Annotated in this window: 19 protein-coding genes; 12 read left to right on the top strand and 7 right to left on the bottom strand. The window is 60.1% G+C overall.

Going from position 1 to position 15,567, the window contains the following annotated elements; all coding sequences use genetic code 11:
* Window positions 1-41 precede the first annotated feature (41 nt).
* From fmt to arsC, 3 genes are read left to right on the top strand one after another with little or no spacing between them, the layout of a single operon-like run.
* A complete protein-coding gene (gene fmt / locus RMR21_RS00250) occupies window positions 42-977 on the top strand; it encodes a methionyl-tRNA formyltransferase (protein ID WP_498668754.1) in 936 nt (311 codons plus the stop codon).
* Window positions 977-1,783, top strand: coding sequence for a tRNA pseudouridine(38-40) synthase TruA (gene truA, locus RMR21_RS00255; protein ID WP_498668755.1), 807 nt, complete (start codon window positions 977-979; stop codon window positions 1,781-1,783). The genes fmt and truA overlap by 1 nt, the downstream gene beginning before the upstream one ends.
* The gene (arsC, locus tag RMR21_RS00260; RefSeq protein WP_498670191.1) at window positions 1,761-2,165 is read left to right on the top strand and encodes an arsenate reductase (glutaredoxin); all 405 of its coding nucleotides are present in this window, start codon (window positions 1,761-1,763) and stop codon (window positions 2,163-2,165) included. Before truA ends, arsC begins: the two co-directional genes overlap by 23 nt.
* A gap of 3 nt (window positions 2,166-2,168) precedes the next feature.
* Here the strand turns inward: arsC and RMR21_RS00265 are convergent, their stop codons facing one another.
* Genes RMR21_RS00265 through dapD form a run of 3 tightly spaced genes read right to left on the bottom strand, consistent with a single transcriptional unit; the run spans window position 2,169 to window position 4,818 of the window.
* A complete protein-coding gene (locus RMR21_RS00265) occupies window positions 2,169-2,765 on the bottom strand; it encodes a hypothetical protein (RefSeq protein ID WP_498668756.1) in 597 nt (198 codons plus the stop codon).
* Window positions 2,752-3,945 carry a succinyl-diaminopimelate desuccinylase gene (dapE, locus tag RMR21_RS00270; protein WP_498668757.1) on the bottom strand — a complete coding sequence of 398 codons (1,194 nt, stop codon included), beginning with the start codon at window positions 3,943-3,945 and terminating at the stop codon, window positions 2,752-2,754. Before dapE ends, RMR21_RS00265 begins: the two co-directional genes overlap by 14 nt.
* 18 nt (window positions 3,946-3,963) lie before the next feature.
* Window positions 3,964-4,818: a 2,3,4,5-tetrahydropyridine-2,6-dicarboxylate N-succinyltransferase gene (dapD, locus tag RMR21_RS00275; protein WP_498668758.1), complete on the bottom strand. Its 855-nt coding sequence runs from the start codon at window positions 4,816-4,818 to the stop codon at window positions 3,964-3,966.
* 139 nt (window positions 4,819-4,957) lie between these two features.
* Here dapD and RMR21_RS00280 point away from each other — a divergent pair, with 139 nt between their 5' ends.
* Entirely contained in the window at window positions 4,958-5,818 is an 861-nt protein-coding gene (locus tag RMR21_RS00280) for an LOG family protein (protein WP_498668759.1), read from the top strand.
* A 60-nt stretch (window positions 5,819-5,878) separates the two neighbouring features.
* Here the strand turns inward: RMR21_RS00280 and RMR21_RS00285 are convergent, their stop codons facing one another.
* Window positions 5,879-6,823, bottom strand: coding sequence for a nucleoside hydrolase (locus RMR21_RS00285; RefSeq protein WP_498668760.1), 945 nt, complete (start codon window positions 6,821-6,823; stop codon window positions 5,879-5,881).
* A 182-nt stretch (window positions 6,824-7,005) separates the two neighbouring features.
* Between RMR21_RS00285 and RMR21_RS00290 the strand changes: the two genes are divergently transcribed.
* The gene (locus RMR21_RS00290; protein WP_498668761.1) at window positions 7,006-7,431 is read left to right on the top strand and encodes an Hsp20 family protein; all 426 of its coding nucleotides are present in this window, start codon (window positions 7,006-7,008) and stop codon (window positions 7,429-7,431) included.
* A gap of 60 nt (window positions 7,432-7,491) precedes the next feature.
* The gene (locus RMR21_RS00295; protein WP_498668763.1) at window positions 7,492-7,749 is read left to right on the top strand and encodes a BQ00720 family protein; all 258 of its coding nucleotides are present in this window, start codon (window positions 7,492-7,494) and stop codon (window positions 7,747-7,749) included.
* A gap of 56 nt (window positions 7,750-7,805) precedes the next feature.
* Here RMR21_RS00295 and RMR21_RS00300 read toward each other — a convergent pair whose 3' ends face one another.
* Window positions 7,806-8,441 (bottom strand): trimeric intracellular cation channel family protein, encoded by a 636-nt coding sequence (locus RMR21_RS00300; RefSeq protein ID WP_498668765.1) that lies wholly within the window; start codon window positions 8,439-8,441, stop codon window positions 7,806-7,808.
* 134 nt (window positions 8,442-8,575) lie between these two features.
* Here RMR21_RS00300 and RMR21_RS00305 point away from each other — a divergent pair, with 134 nt between their 5' ends.
* The 6 genes from RMR21_RS00305 (at window position 8,576) to RMR21_RS00330 (ending at window position 13,829) form a co-directional block, all read left to right on the top strand.
* Complete coding sequence (locus tag RMR21_RS00305) at window positions 8,576-9,049, top strand: hypothetical protein (RefSeq protein ID WP_498668766.1); 474 nt, start codon at window positions 8,576-8,578, stop codon at window positions 9,047-9,049.
* Window positions 9,050-9,353: 304 nt separating this feature from the next.
* Complete coding sequence (hutC, locus tag RMR21_RS00310) at window positions 9,354-10,088, top strand: histidine utilization transcriptional repressor HutC (RefSeq protein WP_498668767.1); 735 nt, start codon at window positions 9,354-9,356, stop codon at window positions 10,086-10,088.
* 185 nt (window positions 10,089-10,273) lie between these two features.
* On the top strand, window positions 10,274-11,314 hold the full coding sequence (exbB, locus tag RMR21_RS00315; RefSeq protein WP_498670192.1) for a tonB-system energizer ExbB: 1,041 nt from the start codon (window positions 10,274-10,276) through the stop codon (window positions 11,312-11,314).
* 2 nt (window positions 11,315-11,316) lie between these two features.
* A complete protein-coding gene (gene exbD, locus RMR21_RS00320; protein WP_498668768.1) occupies window positions 11,317-11,826 on the top strand; it encodes a TonB system transport protein ExbD in 510 nt (169 codons plus the stop codon).
* Entirely contained in the window at window positions 11,823-12,755 is a 933-nt protein-coding gene (locus tag RMR21_RS00325) for an energy transducer TonB family protein (protein ID WP_498668769.1), read from the top strand. Before exbD ends, RMR21_RS00325 begins: the two co-directional genes overlap by 4 nt.
* Before the next feature lie 84 nt (window positions 12,756-12,839).
* Window positions 12,840-13,829: an Ldh family oxidoreductase gene (locus RMR21_RS00330; RefSeq protein ID WP_498668770.1), complete on the top strand. Its 990-nt coding sequence runs from the start codon at window positions 12,840-12,842 to the stop codon at window positions 13,827-13,829.
* Here RMR21_RS00330 and phnN read toward each other — a convergent pair whose 3' ends face one another.
* Together phnN and RMR21_RS00340 are read right to left on the bottom strand one after the other, a co-directional pair.
* The gene (gene phnN, locus RMR21_RS00335) at window positions 13,830-14,432 is read right to left on the bottom strand and encodes a phosphonate metabolism protein/1,5-bisphosphokinase (PRPP-forming) PhnN (RefSeq protein WP_498668771.1); all 603 of its coding nucleotides are present in this window, start codon (window positions 14,430-14,432) and stop codon (window positions 13,830-13,832) included. It abuts the gene before it with no gap.
* A complete protein-coding gene (locus RMR21_RS00340) occupies window positions 14,429-15,565 on the bottom strand; it encodes an alpha-D-ribose 1-methylphosphonate 5-triphosphate diphosphatase (RefSeq protein ID WP_498668772.1) in 1,137 nt (378 codons plus the stop codon). Before RMR21_RS00340 ends, phnN begins: the two co-directional genes overlap by 4 nt.
* Window positions 15,566-15,567: the final 2 nt, after the last annotated feature.

Raw genomic sequence — 15,567 nt, forward strand, 5'->3', positions numbered from 1 at the left:
CTACGAGATTGGCAGATCGGCCGGTAGGGCAGGGGGCGAACATGACACTGCGCATCATCTTCATGGGAACACCGGAGTTTTCCGTTCCCACGCTTCGCGCGCTGGTCGATGCGGGCCACGAGATATCGGCCGTCTATACGCAACCGCCCCGTCCCGGCGGGCGTCGCGGGCTCGATCTTCAGAAGTCACCCGTGCATCAGGCCGCCGAACTGCTCGGTATCCCCGTTCTGACGCCGCTCAACTTCAAGGCGGAAGAGGATAAGGCGGCATTCAAGGCGTTCGACGCGGATGTGGCTGTCGTCGTCGCCTATGGTTTGCTGTTGCCGGAAGCGATTCTCAACGGCACCCGTCTTGGCTGCTATAACGGCCATGCCTCTCTGTTGCCGCGCTGGCGCGGTGCCGCGCCCATTCAGCGTGCCATTATGGCTGGAGACGCTGAAACCGGCATGATGGTGATGCAGATGGAAAAGGGGCTCGATACCGGCCCCGTAGCACTGACGGCAAAGGTCACGATTACACCGAACATGACGGCTGGCGAATTGCATGACAGCCTGATGTTGGCGGGCGCGCGGCTGATGCGCGAGGCGATGGTGAAGCTGGAAGATGGTGATCTGCCGCTGACACCGCAGGCGCAAGACGGCGTCGTCTATGCCGCCAAGATCGACAAGGCCGAGACCCGCATCAATTTTTCCTGGGCAAGCCAGGATGTACACAACCACATTCGCGGCCTGTCGCCCTTTCCGGGTGCGTGGTTCGAAATGGAAATCGGCGGAAAAGCCGAGCGCATCAAGGTTCTGCAAACGGAACTGGCCAGTGGCATGGGCGAAGCGGGGTCCGTTCTGGGCAATGATCTGACCATAGCCTGCGGCAGCGGCGCCGTGCGGCTGGTGCGGCTGCAAAAGGCCGGCGGCAAGCCGATGCTGGCGCAGGATTTTCTGCGCGGCACACAGGTCTCCGTCGGAACGAGGCTCGGCTGATGCCACGCTTCCGCATGACCATCGAATATGATGGGTCTCCCTATTATGGCTGGCAACGGCAAAACAACGGACCGTCCGTGCAATTGGCACTGGAAGCGGCTGTTCTGTCGCTGACCAAGGAAACCGTGAGTTTTCGTGGTGCGGGCCGCACCGATTCCGGCGTGCACGCCAGGGGACAGGTCGCGCATGTCGATCTGGCGCGGGACTGGCAGCCCTACAAGCTGCGCAACGCGTTGAACGCGCATCTGGCCATGGCAGGCGAGGCGGTTTCGGTTCTGGATGTCGAAGCCGTGACCGAGGATTTCGACGCGCGTTTTTCCGCCCTGCGCCGCCATTATCTCTACCGCATCATCTGCCGCAAATCGCGGCTGACGCTGGAGCACAAGCGCGCATGGTGGGTCTCGAAGGACATCGATCACGAGACCATGCATGCGGCGGCCCAGATGCTGGTGGGGCGACATGATTTCACGACGTTCCGCTCGGTTCACTGCCAGGCCAAGAGCCCGGTCCGAACGCTCGACCGGCTGGATGTAACGCGCGATGGTGACGTGATCGAGATAAGGGCCACGGCACAGAGCTTCCTGCACAACCAGATCCGCTCCTTTGCCGGTACGTTGAAGCTGGCGGGGGAGGGGGCAACCACGCCGGATGACGTGAAACATGCCCTTGAGGCGCGCGACCGAAAAGCCTGCGGCCCGGTGGCACCGCCGGAAGGTCTTTATTTCATGCAGGTCGATTATCCCGACGTGATACCGCCACGCAGGCCCAGAACGGAGAAAAATGATGACGGTGACGATCTATCATAATCCTGCGTGCGGCACCTCGCGCAACACGCTGGCCATGATCCGCCAAGCGGGTGAAGAGCCCGTCATCATCGAATATCTGAAGGTGCCGCCTTCGCGTACCGAGATCGTCTCTCTCGCGGAAAAGATCGGCCTGCCACTGCGCGGCCTTCTACGCGAAAAAGGGACGCCCTATGCTGCGCTTGGTCTTTCCGACGAAAGCTTGAGCGACGAAGCGCTGCTGGACGCCATCGAAGCGCATCCCATCCTGCTCAATCGACCCATCGTGGTCACGGACAAGGGCGTACGTCTTTGCCGCCCGTCGGAATTGGTGCTCGATATTTTGGCTGATGGCAGCATCGGCACCTTCACCAAGGAGGACGGCGAGATCGTCAAGCCGCGGTAGGCGTCAGCTCGGATAGACGCCCAGAAAGCGTTGCAGCAGTTCCGACAGGATCATGCCGGGAATGAGGAGCGTCATCACCAGCGCCGCCACGAGCAAAGGCTGTTCCCGCACGAAGAATTTCACGATCCGGGAAAAGCAGAACACCAATGTCAGCAGCAGCGAAAACCACAGGATGGCGATCAGCCCCTGTAAAGACGGCGCCAGCAGCGCGATCAGGATCAGCGTCGCATAGGCATAGGAAAACGGCAGCGACAACCAGTTGGCGACGACGACGAGCGCTGGAAATTTCTGTCTTGCGCCGAATGCCATCAAGAGAAAACCGATAAGAACGAGCGGCACCATCCAGCAGATGGCTTCGACCATCGCCAGACGGATGAAGAAGATGGCACCGGTGCCGGTACCCTTCGGCAGGACGGAAACATAGGCCTCGTGCCACCAGTACCAGGACAGCGCCATGGACGGCAGGCACCACAGCGCCGCATAAAACGACCGCGCCATGCCGCGATCCGTCAGGTCCAGCAACCGCCCACCGGCAGGATCACCCAGAAACAGCAACCACAGGCCTCTGACGTATAAGGTTATCTCGTTATACGACGGCATGGCTGAACCAGCGTTCGATGAAGACCTCGTAGATGCGTGTCAGGGTTTCCAGGTCTGCGACGGAAACGCGCTCGTCCACCATGTGCATGGTCTGGCCGACAAGGCCGAATTCCACCACCGGGCAGTAATCCTTGATGAAACGGGCATCCGATGTGCCGCCGGTGGTCGATAGTTTCGGCTCTTGGCCGGTGACCTCTGCGACAGCGCCCGACAGCGATGAAATCAGCGCATTGTTGCGGGTCAGGAAAACATGGGCGGGGCGGTCGGCCCAGACGATGTCATATCTGACCAGCGAGCGATCCGGGCGCAGCGCGCTGTCGGCTGCGGCCTCGTCCAGACGACGAATGATTTCTGCGCGCAGCGTCACATCCGTCCATGTGTCGTTGAAACGGATGTTGAAGGCAGCCGTCGCCTTGGCCGGGATGACATTGGTCGCAGCATTGCCGGTATCGATGGTCGTCACTTCGAGATTGGACGGCTGGAAGGTGTCGGTACCGGTGTCGAAGGGCTGATCCATGAGCGCATGGGTCAGTTGCAGCATGCCGCGAAGGGGATTATCGGCCAGATGCGGATAGGCGGCATGGCCCTGAACGCCATGGACCGTGATACGACCCGACAGCGAACCGCGACGACCGATCTTGATCATATCGCCAAGCGTGTCGGGGTTGGTGGGTTCGCCCACCACGCAGGCATCCCATGTCTCGCCCTTGGCGGCGGCCCATTCGAGAAGTTTTGAGGTGCCGTTGATGGACGGACCTTCTTCATCGCCGGTGATGAGGAAGGAGACCGAACCCTCAGGCTTTCCATGCTTTTCGATATGGCGGGCGATGGCCGCGACGAAACAGGCGATACCGCCCTTCATATCGACGGCACCACGTCCGAACATCTCGCCGCCTGAAATCTCGGCGGAAAATGGCGGATGGCTCCATGACGCTTCGTCGCCCACAGGCACGACATCGGTATGGCCCGCAAACATCAGATGCTGACCGTCAGTGCCAAGCCGGGCGTAGAGGTTTTCGACGTCGGGCGTTCCGTCTTCCGTTGCCATCACACGCTCGACCGCAAAACCCAGCGGCGTCAGCAGCGTATCGAGAAGCGTCAGCGCGCCTCCTTCTGCTGGGGTTACCGACGGGCAACGAATGAGAGCGGCAAGATTGGCGACGGGATCTGTGGCGGTCATGGGGTAAGCCTATGTCTATCAGTCGCGCAGCAACTCGTTGATGCCGGTCTTGGAACGGGTTTTTTCATCGACGGTCTTGACGATGACGGCGCAATAGAGGCTTGGGCCCATTTCGCCATTCGGGAACGGTTTGCCCGGCATAGTGCCGGCCACGACGACCGAGTAAGGCGGGACTTCGCCATAGGTGATCGAGCCGGTGGCGCGGTTCACGATCTTGGTGGATTTGCCGATGAAGACGCCCATGCCGAGAACCGCACCTTCGCGGATGATGCAGCCTTCAACGACTTCCGAGCGTGCGCCAATGAAGCAATTGTCTTCGATGATGGTCGGACCCGCCTGAAGGGGTTCCAGAACACCGCCGATGCCGACGCCGCCGGACAGATGCACGTTCTTGCCGATCTGCGCGCAGGAGCCGACGGTTGCCCAGGTATCGACCATGGTGCCTTCATCGACATAGGCGCCGAGATTGACGAAGGACGGCATCAAGATGACGTTCTTGGCAACGTAAGCCGAGCGGCGCACAACGGCATTCGGCACGGCGCGGAAACCTGCGGCGCGGAACTGGTTTTCACCCCAGTTCTCGAACTTGGACGGTACCTTGTCCCACCAGGTGGATTCGCCAGGGCCGCCGGTGACGATTTCCATGTCGTTGAGACGGAAGGACAAAAGCACAGCCTTCTTCAGCCACTGGTTCACGGTCCAGTTGCCATCGGCCTGCTTTTCGGCAACGCGTACCTTTCCGCCATCGAGCAGGTTCAGCGCGGTCTCGACGGCATCGCGAACCTCGCCTTTGGTCGATATGTTGACGCTATCGCGATTATCGAATGCGGCTTCGATGATTGTTTCAAGGGAGCCGAGATCGGAGATGCTCATGAGAATTCCTTAAACTTCGCTGACTATCGTCACATACAGGGAAATATCCGCACCGCTGGCCGGACATGGTCAATTGCTCTAAGCGAGTGTTTCAAGGGCGTCAATGTGATTTGGCGCGGGCAGACGAAAGGCATGGACAATGGCAAAACTGAAAAATGGCAAGTTGCATCGCAAGGACGGCGTTTGGGATCCGTTGAAATCCAGCTCCGATGACAAGCAACAAGCAGAAGGCTTGCCCAAGACCCCGCAATCGGCATCGCCATCCTACCGGCTGGCCTATGCCGATACCGATTTTCTGTGCCGCGAGGAATTGCGCCCCATTCGGTTGCAGCTGGAACTGATGAAGCCGGAAATGATCCTGTCGGAACGCGGCATCAAGTCGACGGTGGTGCTATTTGGTGGTGCGCGCATTCCTGAACCGGGCGGTGAGGCCTGGGCCGCGCGCAATGAAACGCAGAGAAAGAACCTGGAAGCCGCATCGGTTTATTACGACGAAGCCCGCAAGTTCGCCAAGCTATGTGCGGGCGAATCCGAAAAGCACGATCATCGCGAATATGTGGTGATGACGGGCGGTGGGCCGGGTGTGATGGAGGCGGGCAATCGCGGTGCATCGGAAGCCGGTGCCCCCTCGATCGGCCTCAACATTCTTCTGCCGCATGAGCAGGCACCCAACCCGCATGTGACGCCGGAGCTCAGCTTCAACTTCCATTACTTCGCCATCCGCAAGATGCATTTTCTGATGCGTGCGAAGGCCGTCGTGGTCTTTCCCGGCGGCTTCGGCACCATGGACGAGTTGTTTGAAACGCTGACGTTGATCCAGACCAAGCGCATGGCACCCATCCCGCTCATCCTGTTCGGCGAAGCTTTCTGGCGCTCCATCATCAATTTCGAAGCGCTGGCCGATTTCGGCACGATTGCGCCTGATGATATGGAGCTGCTGCACTTTGCCGAAACGGCTGATGATGCGTGGAAGATCGTCGCGGATTTCTACGAGCTTTGAGCAGGGTGCTAACCTGCCTTCGTCACCCCGCATCACGTGCGGGGTGACGAAAGAAACGGATCAAATCCGCGCAAAGCGCTCGGTCAGCAGCGCGAAGAACCCGTCGGCGTCCACATCGCGCATGACGCGGGCGTTCGGTTCGCGGCCGGTTACCTTCCACCAGTCGACAACCGTCATGCCGATGGTCAGCTCGGAATTGACCTCGATTTCGACATTGCAATCGCGACCGTCGAAGAGTTCCGGCTTGATCAGATAGGCGATGACGGTCGGGTCATGCAGCGGGCCGCCGTCTGAGCCGTATTTCTCCACATCGAAGCGCTCGAAAAACTCCAGCATCTCGGCCATGGCAATCGCCGGGCGGGTGCCGATATCACGGATGGCGGCAACGCGGGCCTTGGTGGTCAAAAGCTTATGCGTCACGTCAAGCGGCATCATGACCAGCGGGATACCCGAACGGAAGACGATGTCGGCTGCCTGCGGATCGACATAGATGTTGAATTCGGCGGCGGGCGTGATGTTGCCGCCCTCGAAGAAACCGCCACCCATCAACACCAGTTCCTTTACGCGCGGCGCAATATCGGGCGCCTTCTGCAAGGCGGTAGCGATGTTGGTCAGCGCACCCAGCGTGCAGAGGGTTACAGTGCCTTCCGGCTCGCGGCGGATCGTCTCGATGATGAAGTCGATGGCATCTTGCGATTGCGCTTCGAGAACCGGCTCCGGCAAGCTCGGGCCATCAAGGCCCGTGCTGCCGTGAACGTGCTCGGCAGTGATCGGCGCGCGCACCAGCGGGCGCTCGCAGCCTTCATAGACGGGGATTTCGGTGCGGTTGCACAGTTCCAGCATGATGCGGATGTTGCGGCTGGTGAGTTTCAGCGGCACGTTGCCGGCGACGGCACACAGACCGAGGATTTCGATTTCGTCCGGGCTTGCCAAAGCCAGCATGATGGCGGCTGCGTCGTCCTGCCCCGGATCGGTGTCGATGATGATTTTTCTGCGCTCGGTCATGATTGTCCTGTTATTTCTACGACATGCCTTTTCAAGCCTGTTTCCAGGCCTTGTCAAGCACGCGGCAGTTCAGACTTTTCCCGGCATAACGTTCTTGCGTTGCAAACACCATATTCCCATATGAACACTTGCCGCCGCAAACGGGGCAGACGATCGTCGCTTGGGTACAAGGACTGAAAGATATGAGCCGAATGACACCTTTCACGCACCCGCTGATGCTGGGTTTCGATGCCATGGAAAAAACGCTGGAGCGGATGGCAAAGGCGAATGACGGGTATCCCCCCTACAATATAGAGCGGCTGGTTGCCGATGGCGAAAGCCCGGAGCGATTGCGCATCACGATTGCCGTTGCCGGATTTTCCGAAGACGACCTCGACGTGACGACAGCCGACAACCAGCTCGTCATTCGCGGTCGCCAGCAGGAGCAGGATGCGCGCGACTATCTCTATCGCGGCATCGCTGCACGGCAGTTCCAGCGGGTTTTCGTGCTGGCAGACGGCATGCAGGTCAATGATGCGCGCCTGCGCAACGGTTTGCTGTCCATTGATCTCACACGGCCCGAAATCTCCAGCGTGGTGAAAAAAATTAACATTTCCGTTTCACAATAGGATTCTGCACGCCAAGCGACGCACCGCGGCGCGACGTCTGAGGAATATGGAGGCCGAAATATGCTCTTGAAAGAAGCGCATGCGCGTTTGACCAAGTCACAGCTCGCTCACATCGGTGCAGGCGAAGTCGGATATATCAGAAAGATGCGTGCCGAGGAAGTGAACCGTTGTTTCCCAGAAGCCCCGAAAATCGATGCTAGCCTTGATCTTTGGGCGTTGTTCGGTGCCGATGGCACGCCGATCCTTCTGACCGATAATCGGTCCAGCACCTTCTTCAAGGCGGCTGAAGACGAGCTGCGCACCATCAGCGTGCACTGAACAATTCATCCATCGGACAGTTTGAAGGCGCCTCACGGGCGCCTTTTGCATGTGGCCTACATGACGTCTTCCGGCGGTCTGCCGGGACGCGGACGATAGCGCGGAAAAGTCCAGCCGAAGATCAGCGCGCCGCTTCGGATGGCGAATGCGGTGAGGACCCCGGCTGCGGACGCGATGAGAAGCGGCAGGCCGATCGCGTGGGCAGCGGTGAAGACGCAAGCGCCCGCCAGGGCGCAGCTGATATAGACCTCGGGCCGCAGCAAAACGGAGGGTTCGCCCGCCAGAATATCGCGCAGCACGCCGCCGAAGGTCGCCGTCATGGTGCCGGTGACGATGGCGACAGTCGGAGAGCCGCTGACGGCAAGGCCTTTCGCGGCTCCCATGACGCAATAGGCCGAGAGACCGACGGCATCCAGCCAGATCAACAGCCGGTAACGGGATTCCAGCAGATGGGCGGTCAGATAGACAAGTGCTGCGATGACGACGCAGACGAGGATATAGGTGGGATTGACGACCCAAAAGACAGGCGCGCGGCCCAGCACGAGATCGCGCAGCGTGCCGCCGCCGATGCCGGTAACCGACGCGAAGAACAGAAAGCCGATGAAATCCAGCTGTTTGCGCGAGGCTGCAAGCGCGCCTGTCGCGGCAAAAACGGCAACGCCGGCATAATCGAGAAAGGCCAGAAGGGTCATGGAAAGGCGCTCCTCGAATGTTTGCGCGCGGTCAGTGTCACGCAAGGACGGCCCGATATGATCCACCGCCGGATCAAGGACGGCACGCCCATGCTGCCGCATCCATAGCGGAAACAGACCCAAAGGAAAATGCCGTGAGACGCCTTCTCTTCGTTACGCTCCAAGCGCTGGTTTTTCTGGCCGTTCCGATGATGGCGCAGGCCCAGCAGCAGCTGGTCAGCGACCCTGAAATCTACGAGAAGGACCATTTTCGCCAGGAGTGCAAAGTTGCTGAATTCGGCGAGGGTTTCATCACCCGGCTCGACATCAACAATGACGGGATTATGGACGCGATCACCAATCGCGGCGAACTGACCTGCGATGGTGACAAGGCGCGCAGCTGCAACGACGATGGCTGCCCGTATAATTTCTATGTGCAGGTCAAGGAAGGCGGCTATCTGATGATCGCCACCGCCACGATCTACAGCTATGATTTCGTCCAGCGTTTTGGCAACATGGTGTTCGAATTCAAGATGCATCCCCGCTATTGCGAGCGCACCGACAGTGAGCCCTGCGTGATGACCGTGCGTGTGCGTGGCACCAAATTCGTGACGATTTCGGCCAAGTAACGCTTACCACAATCGGTTCGTGCCAGTTAGAGTAAAGCGCAGTGAAAGTCTGTCGCTCGCGTGGGGAAACGACGAAGCCGTTTGCAGTGCCCGGTGCGGAGGGGAGGATCGCGAGCAACGGCACGGCGGCGTCACTGGAAGATCATGCGGTCTTGTATGGGCTGGTCCAGCGCACATTTTCCAGTCTGGAATTGAGCTTGCGTTAAAGCCCGCTGTGACGAGGATTTCAACCGCGATGGCACTATATGGCTAAGTGCGGTACGGGGTGCTATCACGCGGGCAAGAAAACAGGACGAACGAACGTATGACTGATGCCCCCCGTATCCCGGAAAAATCGCTGCATGAGCGCATTACGGGCGACGTGGAAGGACGCATTCTCTCGGGCGAATGGCCCCCTGGTCATCGCATACCCTTCGAACATGAGCTGACGCTTGACTACGGCTGTTCGCGGATGACCGTGAACAAGGCGCTGGGTGAACTGGTGAAGAAGGGCCTGATCGAGCGGCGCCGCCGCTCTGGCAGCTTCGTGACCCAGCCGCATGCCCAATCCGCCGTTCTGGAGATTCAGGACATTCAGCGCGAAGTGCAGGCGCTGGGTCTGATCTATGCCTACAGGCTTGATCGCCGTGAGATGAGATCGTCGAACGTTTCGGACCAGACGACGCTGGGCGTTGGGCCGGGTTCACCGGTTCTGGCCCTGACCTGCCGTCATTTCGCGGCTGACGTTCCCTTCTGCCTCGAAGAACGCGTCATCAATGTGACCACCGTTCCCGAAGCTGGTGACGCCGATTTTTCCACAACGGGGCCTGGCTCCTGGCTTTTGAAGATGGTGCCGTGGAGTGCTGCGGAACATCGCATCCGGGCGATCCCGGCCGATAAGCGTGTCGCCGAAGCGCTGGCGATACCCAACGGAACTGCCTGTCTCGTGATCGAGAGACGGACCTGGAACGGCCAGACCTATATCACGCACGTCAAGGTGACTTATCCCGGAGATCGTCACGAACTGGTGGCGCAATTTATGCCGTCGCAGCAGATGTGAGGCTTTGCCCGCTCTTCTTTTTGCATAAGAAGAGTTTACAGATCATATTTTCACGATGTATTAGTTGTCTTTTCTACTCAACTTTGTTAGCGAGGCGCGCGGCCGCGTTTGCATCTGGGTTTTTTAAGAGATGCGGATTGTGGCTGGCAAAATCGACGCTTGTTACGATATCCGGGAGCAACATGATGGCACTTGAAACGTCGACCTTTTCGTCAAACTCCCATGCTATGTCGCGCAAGCGGTGCGGGTCCGTCGCCATCATGCTGTCACTGGTGGTCTGCCTCGGCGCAAGCGCAGTGTTGGCCCAAACAACGCCGCCAGCGCCGGCAAACGAGCCAGCCCCGGCAGTGCAGAACGCGGCACCTCCAGCACCCGAACAGGCGCAGCCTGCGCCCGCGCCTGCGAGCCCCGCACCGGCGACAACAGCCCAGCCGCCGCTTCAGCCGACATTGGCCGAGCCTGTTGTCACGCCGCCCGCCGCCGCGCCGGAAAAGCGCGCGGATATTCCGCACAACCTGTCTCCGTGGGGGATGTTCATGGCCGCCGACTGGGTGGTCAAGGGTGTGATGATCGGGCTCGCCATCGCGTCGCTCATCACCTGGACGGTCTGGGTTGCAAAGACCATCGAGCTGGCGGGAGCCCGCATTCGCGCCAAGTCCATCCTCAAGATCGTCCACAAGGCCAAGACCTTGTCGGAAGCCACCGACGCGGTGGAGAAAAAGGGCGGCCCCAGCGCGGTGATGTTGCGCATGGCGACCCATGAAATGCAGCTTTCGGACGCCGTGGTGGCACACACCGATGGCGGCGGCATCAAGGAGCGCGTGTCGTCCGTTCTCGGTCGCATCGAAACCCATGCGGGTCGCCGCATGTCGCGCGGCACCGGCATTCTGGCGACGATCGGTTCCGTATCGCCCTTCGTCGGCCTGTTCGGCACGGTCTGGGGCATCATGAACTCCTTCATCAGCATCTCGGAATCGCAAACGACCAATCTGGCCGTCGTGGCACCCGGTATCGCCGAAGCGCTTCTGGCAACCGCCATCGGTCTCGTCGCCGCCATTCCGGCCGTGGTGATCTACAACGTCTTTGCCCGCTCCATCACCGGCTATCGCCACCTGTTGGCCGATGTCGCCGCAGGCGTCGAGCGTCTGGTCAGCCGTGACCTCGATTTCCGCCGCATTCCGCCCGGTAATGCGGCCAAGCCAGCTGTTTCACTCGTGGGGCGCTGATCATGGCGGGCGGTATTCGCGACAGCGGGGGAGACGAGCTCTCCGAAAACCATGAGATCAACGTCACGCCTTTCATCGACGTGATGCTGGTTCTGCTCATCATCTTCATGGTGGCAGCACCCTTGGCGACCGTCGATGTGAATGTCGATCTTCCCGCGTCCAGCGCCAAGCCTGCAGAGCGACCCGAAGAGCCGCTCTATCTGACCGTCAAGGACGACCTCTCTCTCAACCTTGGAAACGACGCCGTTGCCAGGGACGCGCTGACGGCGAGCCTTGATGCGCGCACCGGCGGCAACAAGGACACCCGCATTTTTCTGCGTGCCGACAAGGCCGTGGATTACGGGCATTTCATGGAAATCATGAACATGCTGCGTGACAGCGGCTATCTCAAGATCGCGCTCGTGGGACTTGAGAATGCGGCGGCTGCGAGCCAGCCGGCAATAGCGGCACCATCCCCTCAGCATCAGACTGCGCCATCGGGCACACCCGCGCCCGGCGGAGCGGCTCCATGAACGAGACCGCTTTTCGCACAGGACGCTCCCGGCTGGGAGAAGTGGCCCTGTGGACGACGGCTGCGGTTCTGACGATTTCGGTGCATGCCGGTGCCGCCTATTACCTTTTGCAGCAACCGCCGGAGCCTCCGGCAGATAATGGACCGCCAGCGGCCATCATGATCGAGCTTGCGGCTCTTCCCGAGGCTGCGAAAACCGAAGAAATGGTGGAAGCTGAGGATGTTGTCGATACCGAAGAGATTAAAAACGTCGAGCCTGAAAAAGTAGAGGAGACGCCACCGCAGGAAGCGCCCCAGCCGCCACCGGAACCTGTTGCCGAGGAAACGCCGCCACCGCCGGAACCTCTGCCTGAGCCTGAACCCATGCCTGAGCCGCCGCCGGAGGTCGCCGAGCCATTGCCGGAAGAGCCGCCGCCGCCCGTGGAAGAGGTGGATCCCGTTCAGCAGCAGCAGATGGCAGAGCTTGAAAATGTCGAGGTGCCGTTGCCCGCGCTGCGACCGCCGCCGCCTGTTGAAAAGCAGGTTGAGAAGAAAGAGCAGCCCGACAGGAAAAAGGCCGAACGCAAGGTTGCGCCGCCTCCCTCGGAAGCCAGACAGGCTGCCCGCTCGGAAACCACACAATCCAATCGGACCGCAGCACCAAAAACGAGTTCCGGGTTGTTTTCGTCATCGGTATCGCCCGCCAAGTGGAATTCGAAGGTGCGATCTGCCGTCTCACGGCGCGTGGTAAGGCTTGCGGACAAGGGCACGGCCGTCACGGTTGCTTTCAGTGTCGATGCAAGCGGCTCCATATCCAGAGCCCGTATTCTCAGTTCGACCGGAGATGCGCAGATCGACAGCAAGGTCCTGAGCGCGATCCAGCGTGTATCGGTATCGGCACCACCAGAAGGGGCCGAAACGACATTCCAGGTCAGGATTCTATTGGAGTAATCACCCATTATTTGAGGTGATCGGACTTTTTGTTCGCGCGGGATTGAGGTACGGCTGTCTTCTCACCGGGAAGCATTCGACATCATGAAATTCAGCATTGAACAGGCGGAAGACTTCGTGTCTTCCATTTTTGAAAAAGACGGCGTCCTTCCGGCCACGTCACGATCGGTCGCTCGCGCACTGGTGTCGGCGGAAGCCGCAGGTCAAAGCGGCCATGGCTTCAGGCGTATTCCCGTCTACATCAAGCAGGTGCGGGTCGGAAAAGTGGATGCCAAGGCGGTCGCGGTCGCGACGCGTGTGCGCCCGGCCGTCCTGTCCATCGATGCCCATCTTGGTTATGCTTACCCGGCTATAGATCTGGCTGTCGACCAACTTCCTGCCATTGCCAGAGAACAGGGTATCGCGCTTGCCGTCATCGGTCGGTCTCACCATGCTGGCGTCATGGCGCTGACGGTGGAACGGTTTGCGGAACAGGGTCTCGTCGCCTTCATGGTGGCCAATGCACCCGCGTCGATGGCGCCCTGGGGTGGCATCAAGCCGCTATATGGAACCAATCCGATTGCCTTTGCGGCTCCTGTCGAGGGTACCGATCCGCTGGTTATCGACCTTGCCTTGTCCAAGGTCGCGCGCGGAAAAATCATGGCTGCCCGGCAGAAGGGCGTCAGCATTCCCGAGGGATGGGCGATGGATGCGAGCGGGCGCCCGACGACCGATCCGCATGAGGCGATCAACGGAACGATGGCGCCTGCCGGTGACGCCAAAGGTGCGGCACTGGCGCTGATGGTGGAGGTCATGGCCGCCGGTCTGACGGGGGGCAATTTCGGGTTCCAAGCGTCTTCGCTGCTGGATGACACCGGAACGGCACCCTCGCTGGGGCACACGCTGATTGCCATCGATCCCGCTATTGCCGGGGATCATGTCTTTGCCAAGCGTTTGGCACTGATGGCCAGCGAAATCGAGGGGCAGGAGAATGCGCGCCTTCCGGGCCGCCGCAGCCAGGGTGTTCGCAAGCAATCGCTGGAAAACGGCATCATCATCGATAGCGATATTCTCGCTGAAATTCAGGCGCTGTAATCAGCGGCAGCGGCGGATGTGGTCTTCGAGGACCTCCGCCAGCACCCTGCCGGCCCTGTCCAGCGCGCCGCTATTGTCGATCGTTACGACATCGAACTCTCCACAGACCTCAATGGAACCGCGCTGGAGGCGTCGCAAGATGTCCTCGCGACTTTCACGCCCGCGATTCTCCAGCCTTTGCGCCAACACCTCTGGTGTTGCGACGATGTTGATGACTTTCAGGGAGGGAAATGTCGCCTTGAACTGTGCCAATGCTGAGCGCGAACCGTTGGCGATGACGACCTGACCCTGGTCCAGTCTCTCCAGTACAGACGCCGGAATTCCGTAGCTCAAGCCATGCGCTTGCCAGGAGACGCAGAAATCTCCCGCCGTCTGCCGCCGGTCGAATTCGCTCTGGCTCACCGCATCGTGGTCCTCGCCGCCAGCGGCATGATCGCGGGTGATGACACGGCGCACGAAGTGCAGCTTGTCGGTCTGGCCCAGTTGCGCTGAGGCGAACGCCATAAGCGTGTCCTTGCCAGCGCCGCTCGGTCCCACCACCACGATCATGACGCCGCGGGAGCTTGGCGCAGGATCGGAGCGCTGTGACGAGTTTTCACTCATGCCACACGCCTTCCTTGTCGCCAGACGGAGCGAACGACGGGCACACCATCGTCACGGTGGACGCGCACGAGATCGGCGCGCATGCCCGGTGCGATACGACCGCGATCGTCCAGGCTGACAGTGCGTGCAGGCGTGGCCGTGACCATGGAAATCGCCTTGGGAAGCGTCATCCCCTCGACCTGATCGACAAGCAAAAACGGTGCGTAGAGAAGGCTGAAGGGAACGTAATCTGACGACAGCACGTCAAGGACCCCGAGTTCGGCGAGGTCTCGCGCCGCGATATTGCCGGAATGGGACTTGCCGCGAACGATGTTCGGCGCACCCATCAGAACGCTCATACCGGCACTGTGCGACGCCTTTGCGGCCTCGACGCTGGTCGGAAACTCCGCCAGCTTCACCCCGTGGCCGATGGCTTCCTCGACATGCGCATCGGTCGCATCATCATGGCTGGCCACGGTGATGCCGTGCTCGGCGCAGCGGGCAGCCAGAAAATCGCGGTGTTGCGCCGAGTACTTTCTGGATGCGGACACACGGCGATCGACAAAGGCTTTGAAGACCTCGTCGCTCAAGCCGCGCTTTTTCTGGTAGAACTTGATGTACTGATCCATCGTCTGGAACTGTCGCTGACCCGGGGAGTGATCCATCAGGGAGATCAGTCTTACCTTGGGGTCGTTTTCGAAATCTTCGAAATGATCCAGCACATCGGCCGCCGCTACTTCGCAGCGCAGGTGCAGCAGGTGGTCGGCACGCAGTCGGTTCTCGCTCTGGGCGTGCTCGATCGCATCCGCCATGTCGCGCATCTCGCCCTTTTCGAAGCCGCCGTCCTCATCCGAACCGAGACGCAGGCAATCGAAAACCGTGGTGATGCCCGATGACGCGACCTGCGCATCGTGGGCCTGAATGGCAGCGGTCTTGTTCCACGTCACCCCGGGGCGTGGAGAATAATGCTGCTCCAGATGGTCGGTGTGTAGTTCGACCAGACCGGGGATCAGGAAGTCGTTCTCCATATCCTCGCCTGCCCTCGACGAACCGTCACTGATATCGACAATCAGGCCATCGCGAACAAGCACAGAGCCCTTGATGATTTCGTCTTCCAGGACGATGCGAGCTTTGGAAAAAACATGTTCGGTCATGG

This window comes from Agrobacterium sp. rho-8.1 (genome assembly GCF_033957725.1).
In the GTDB taxonomy this organism is placed as follows: domain Bacteria; phylum Pseudomonadota; class Alphaproteobacteria; order Rhizobiales; family Rhizobiaceae; genus Agrobacterium.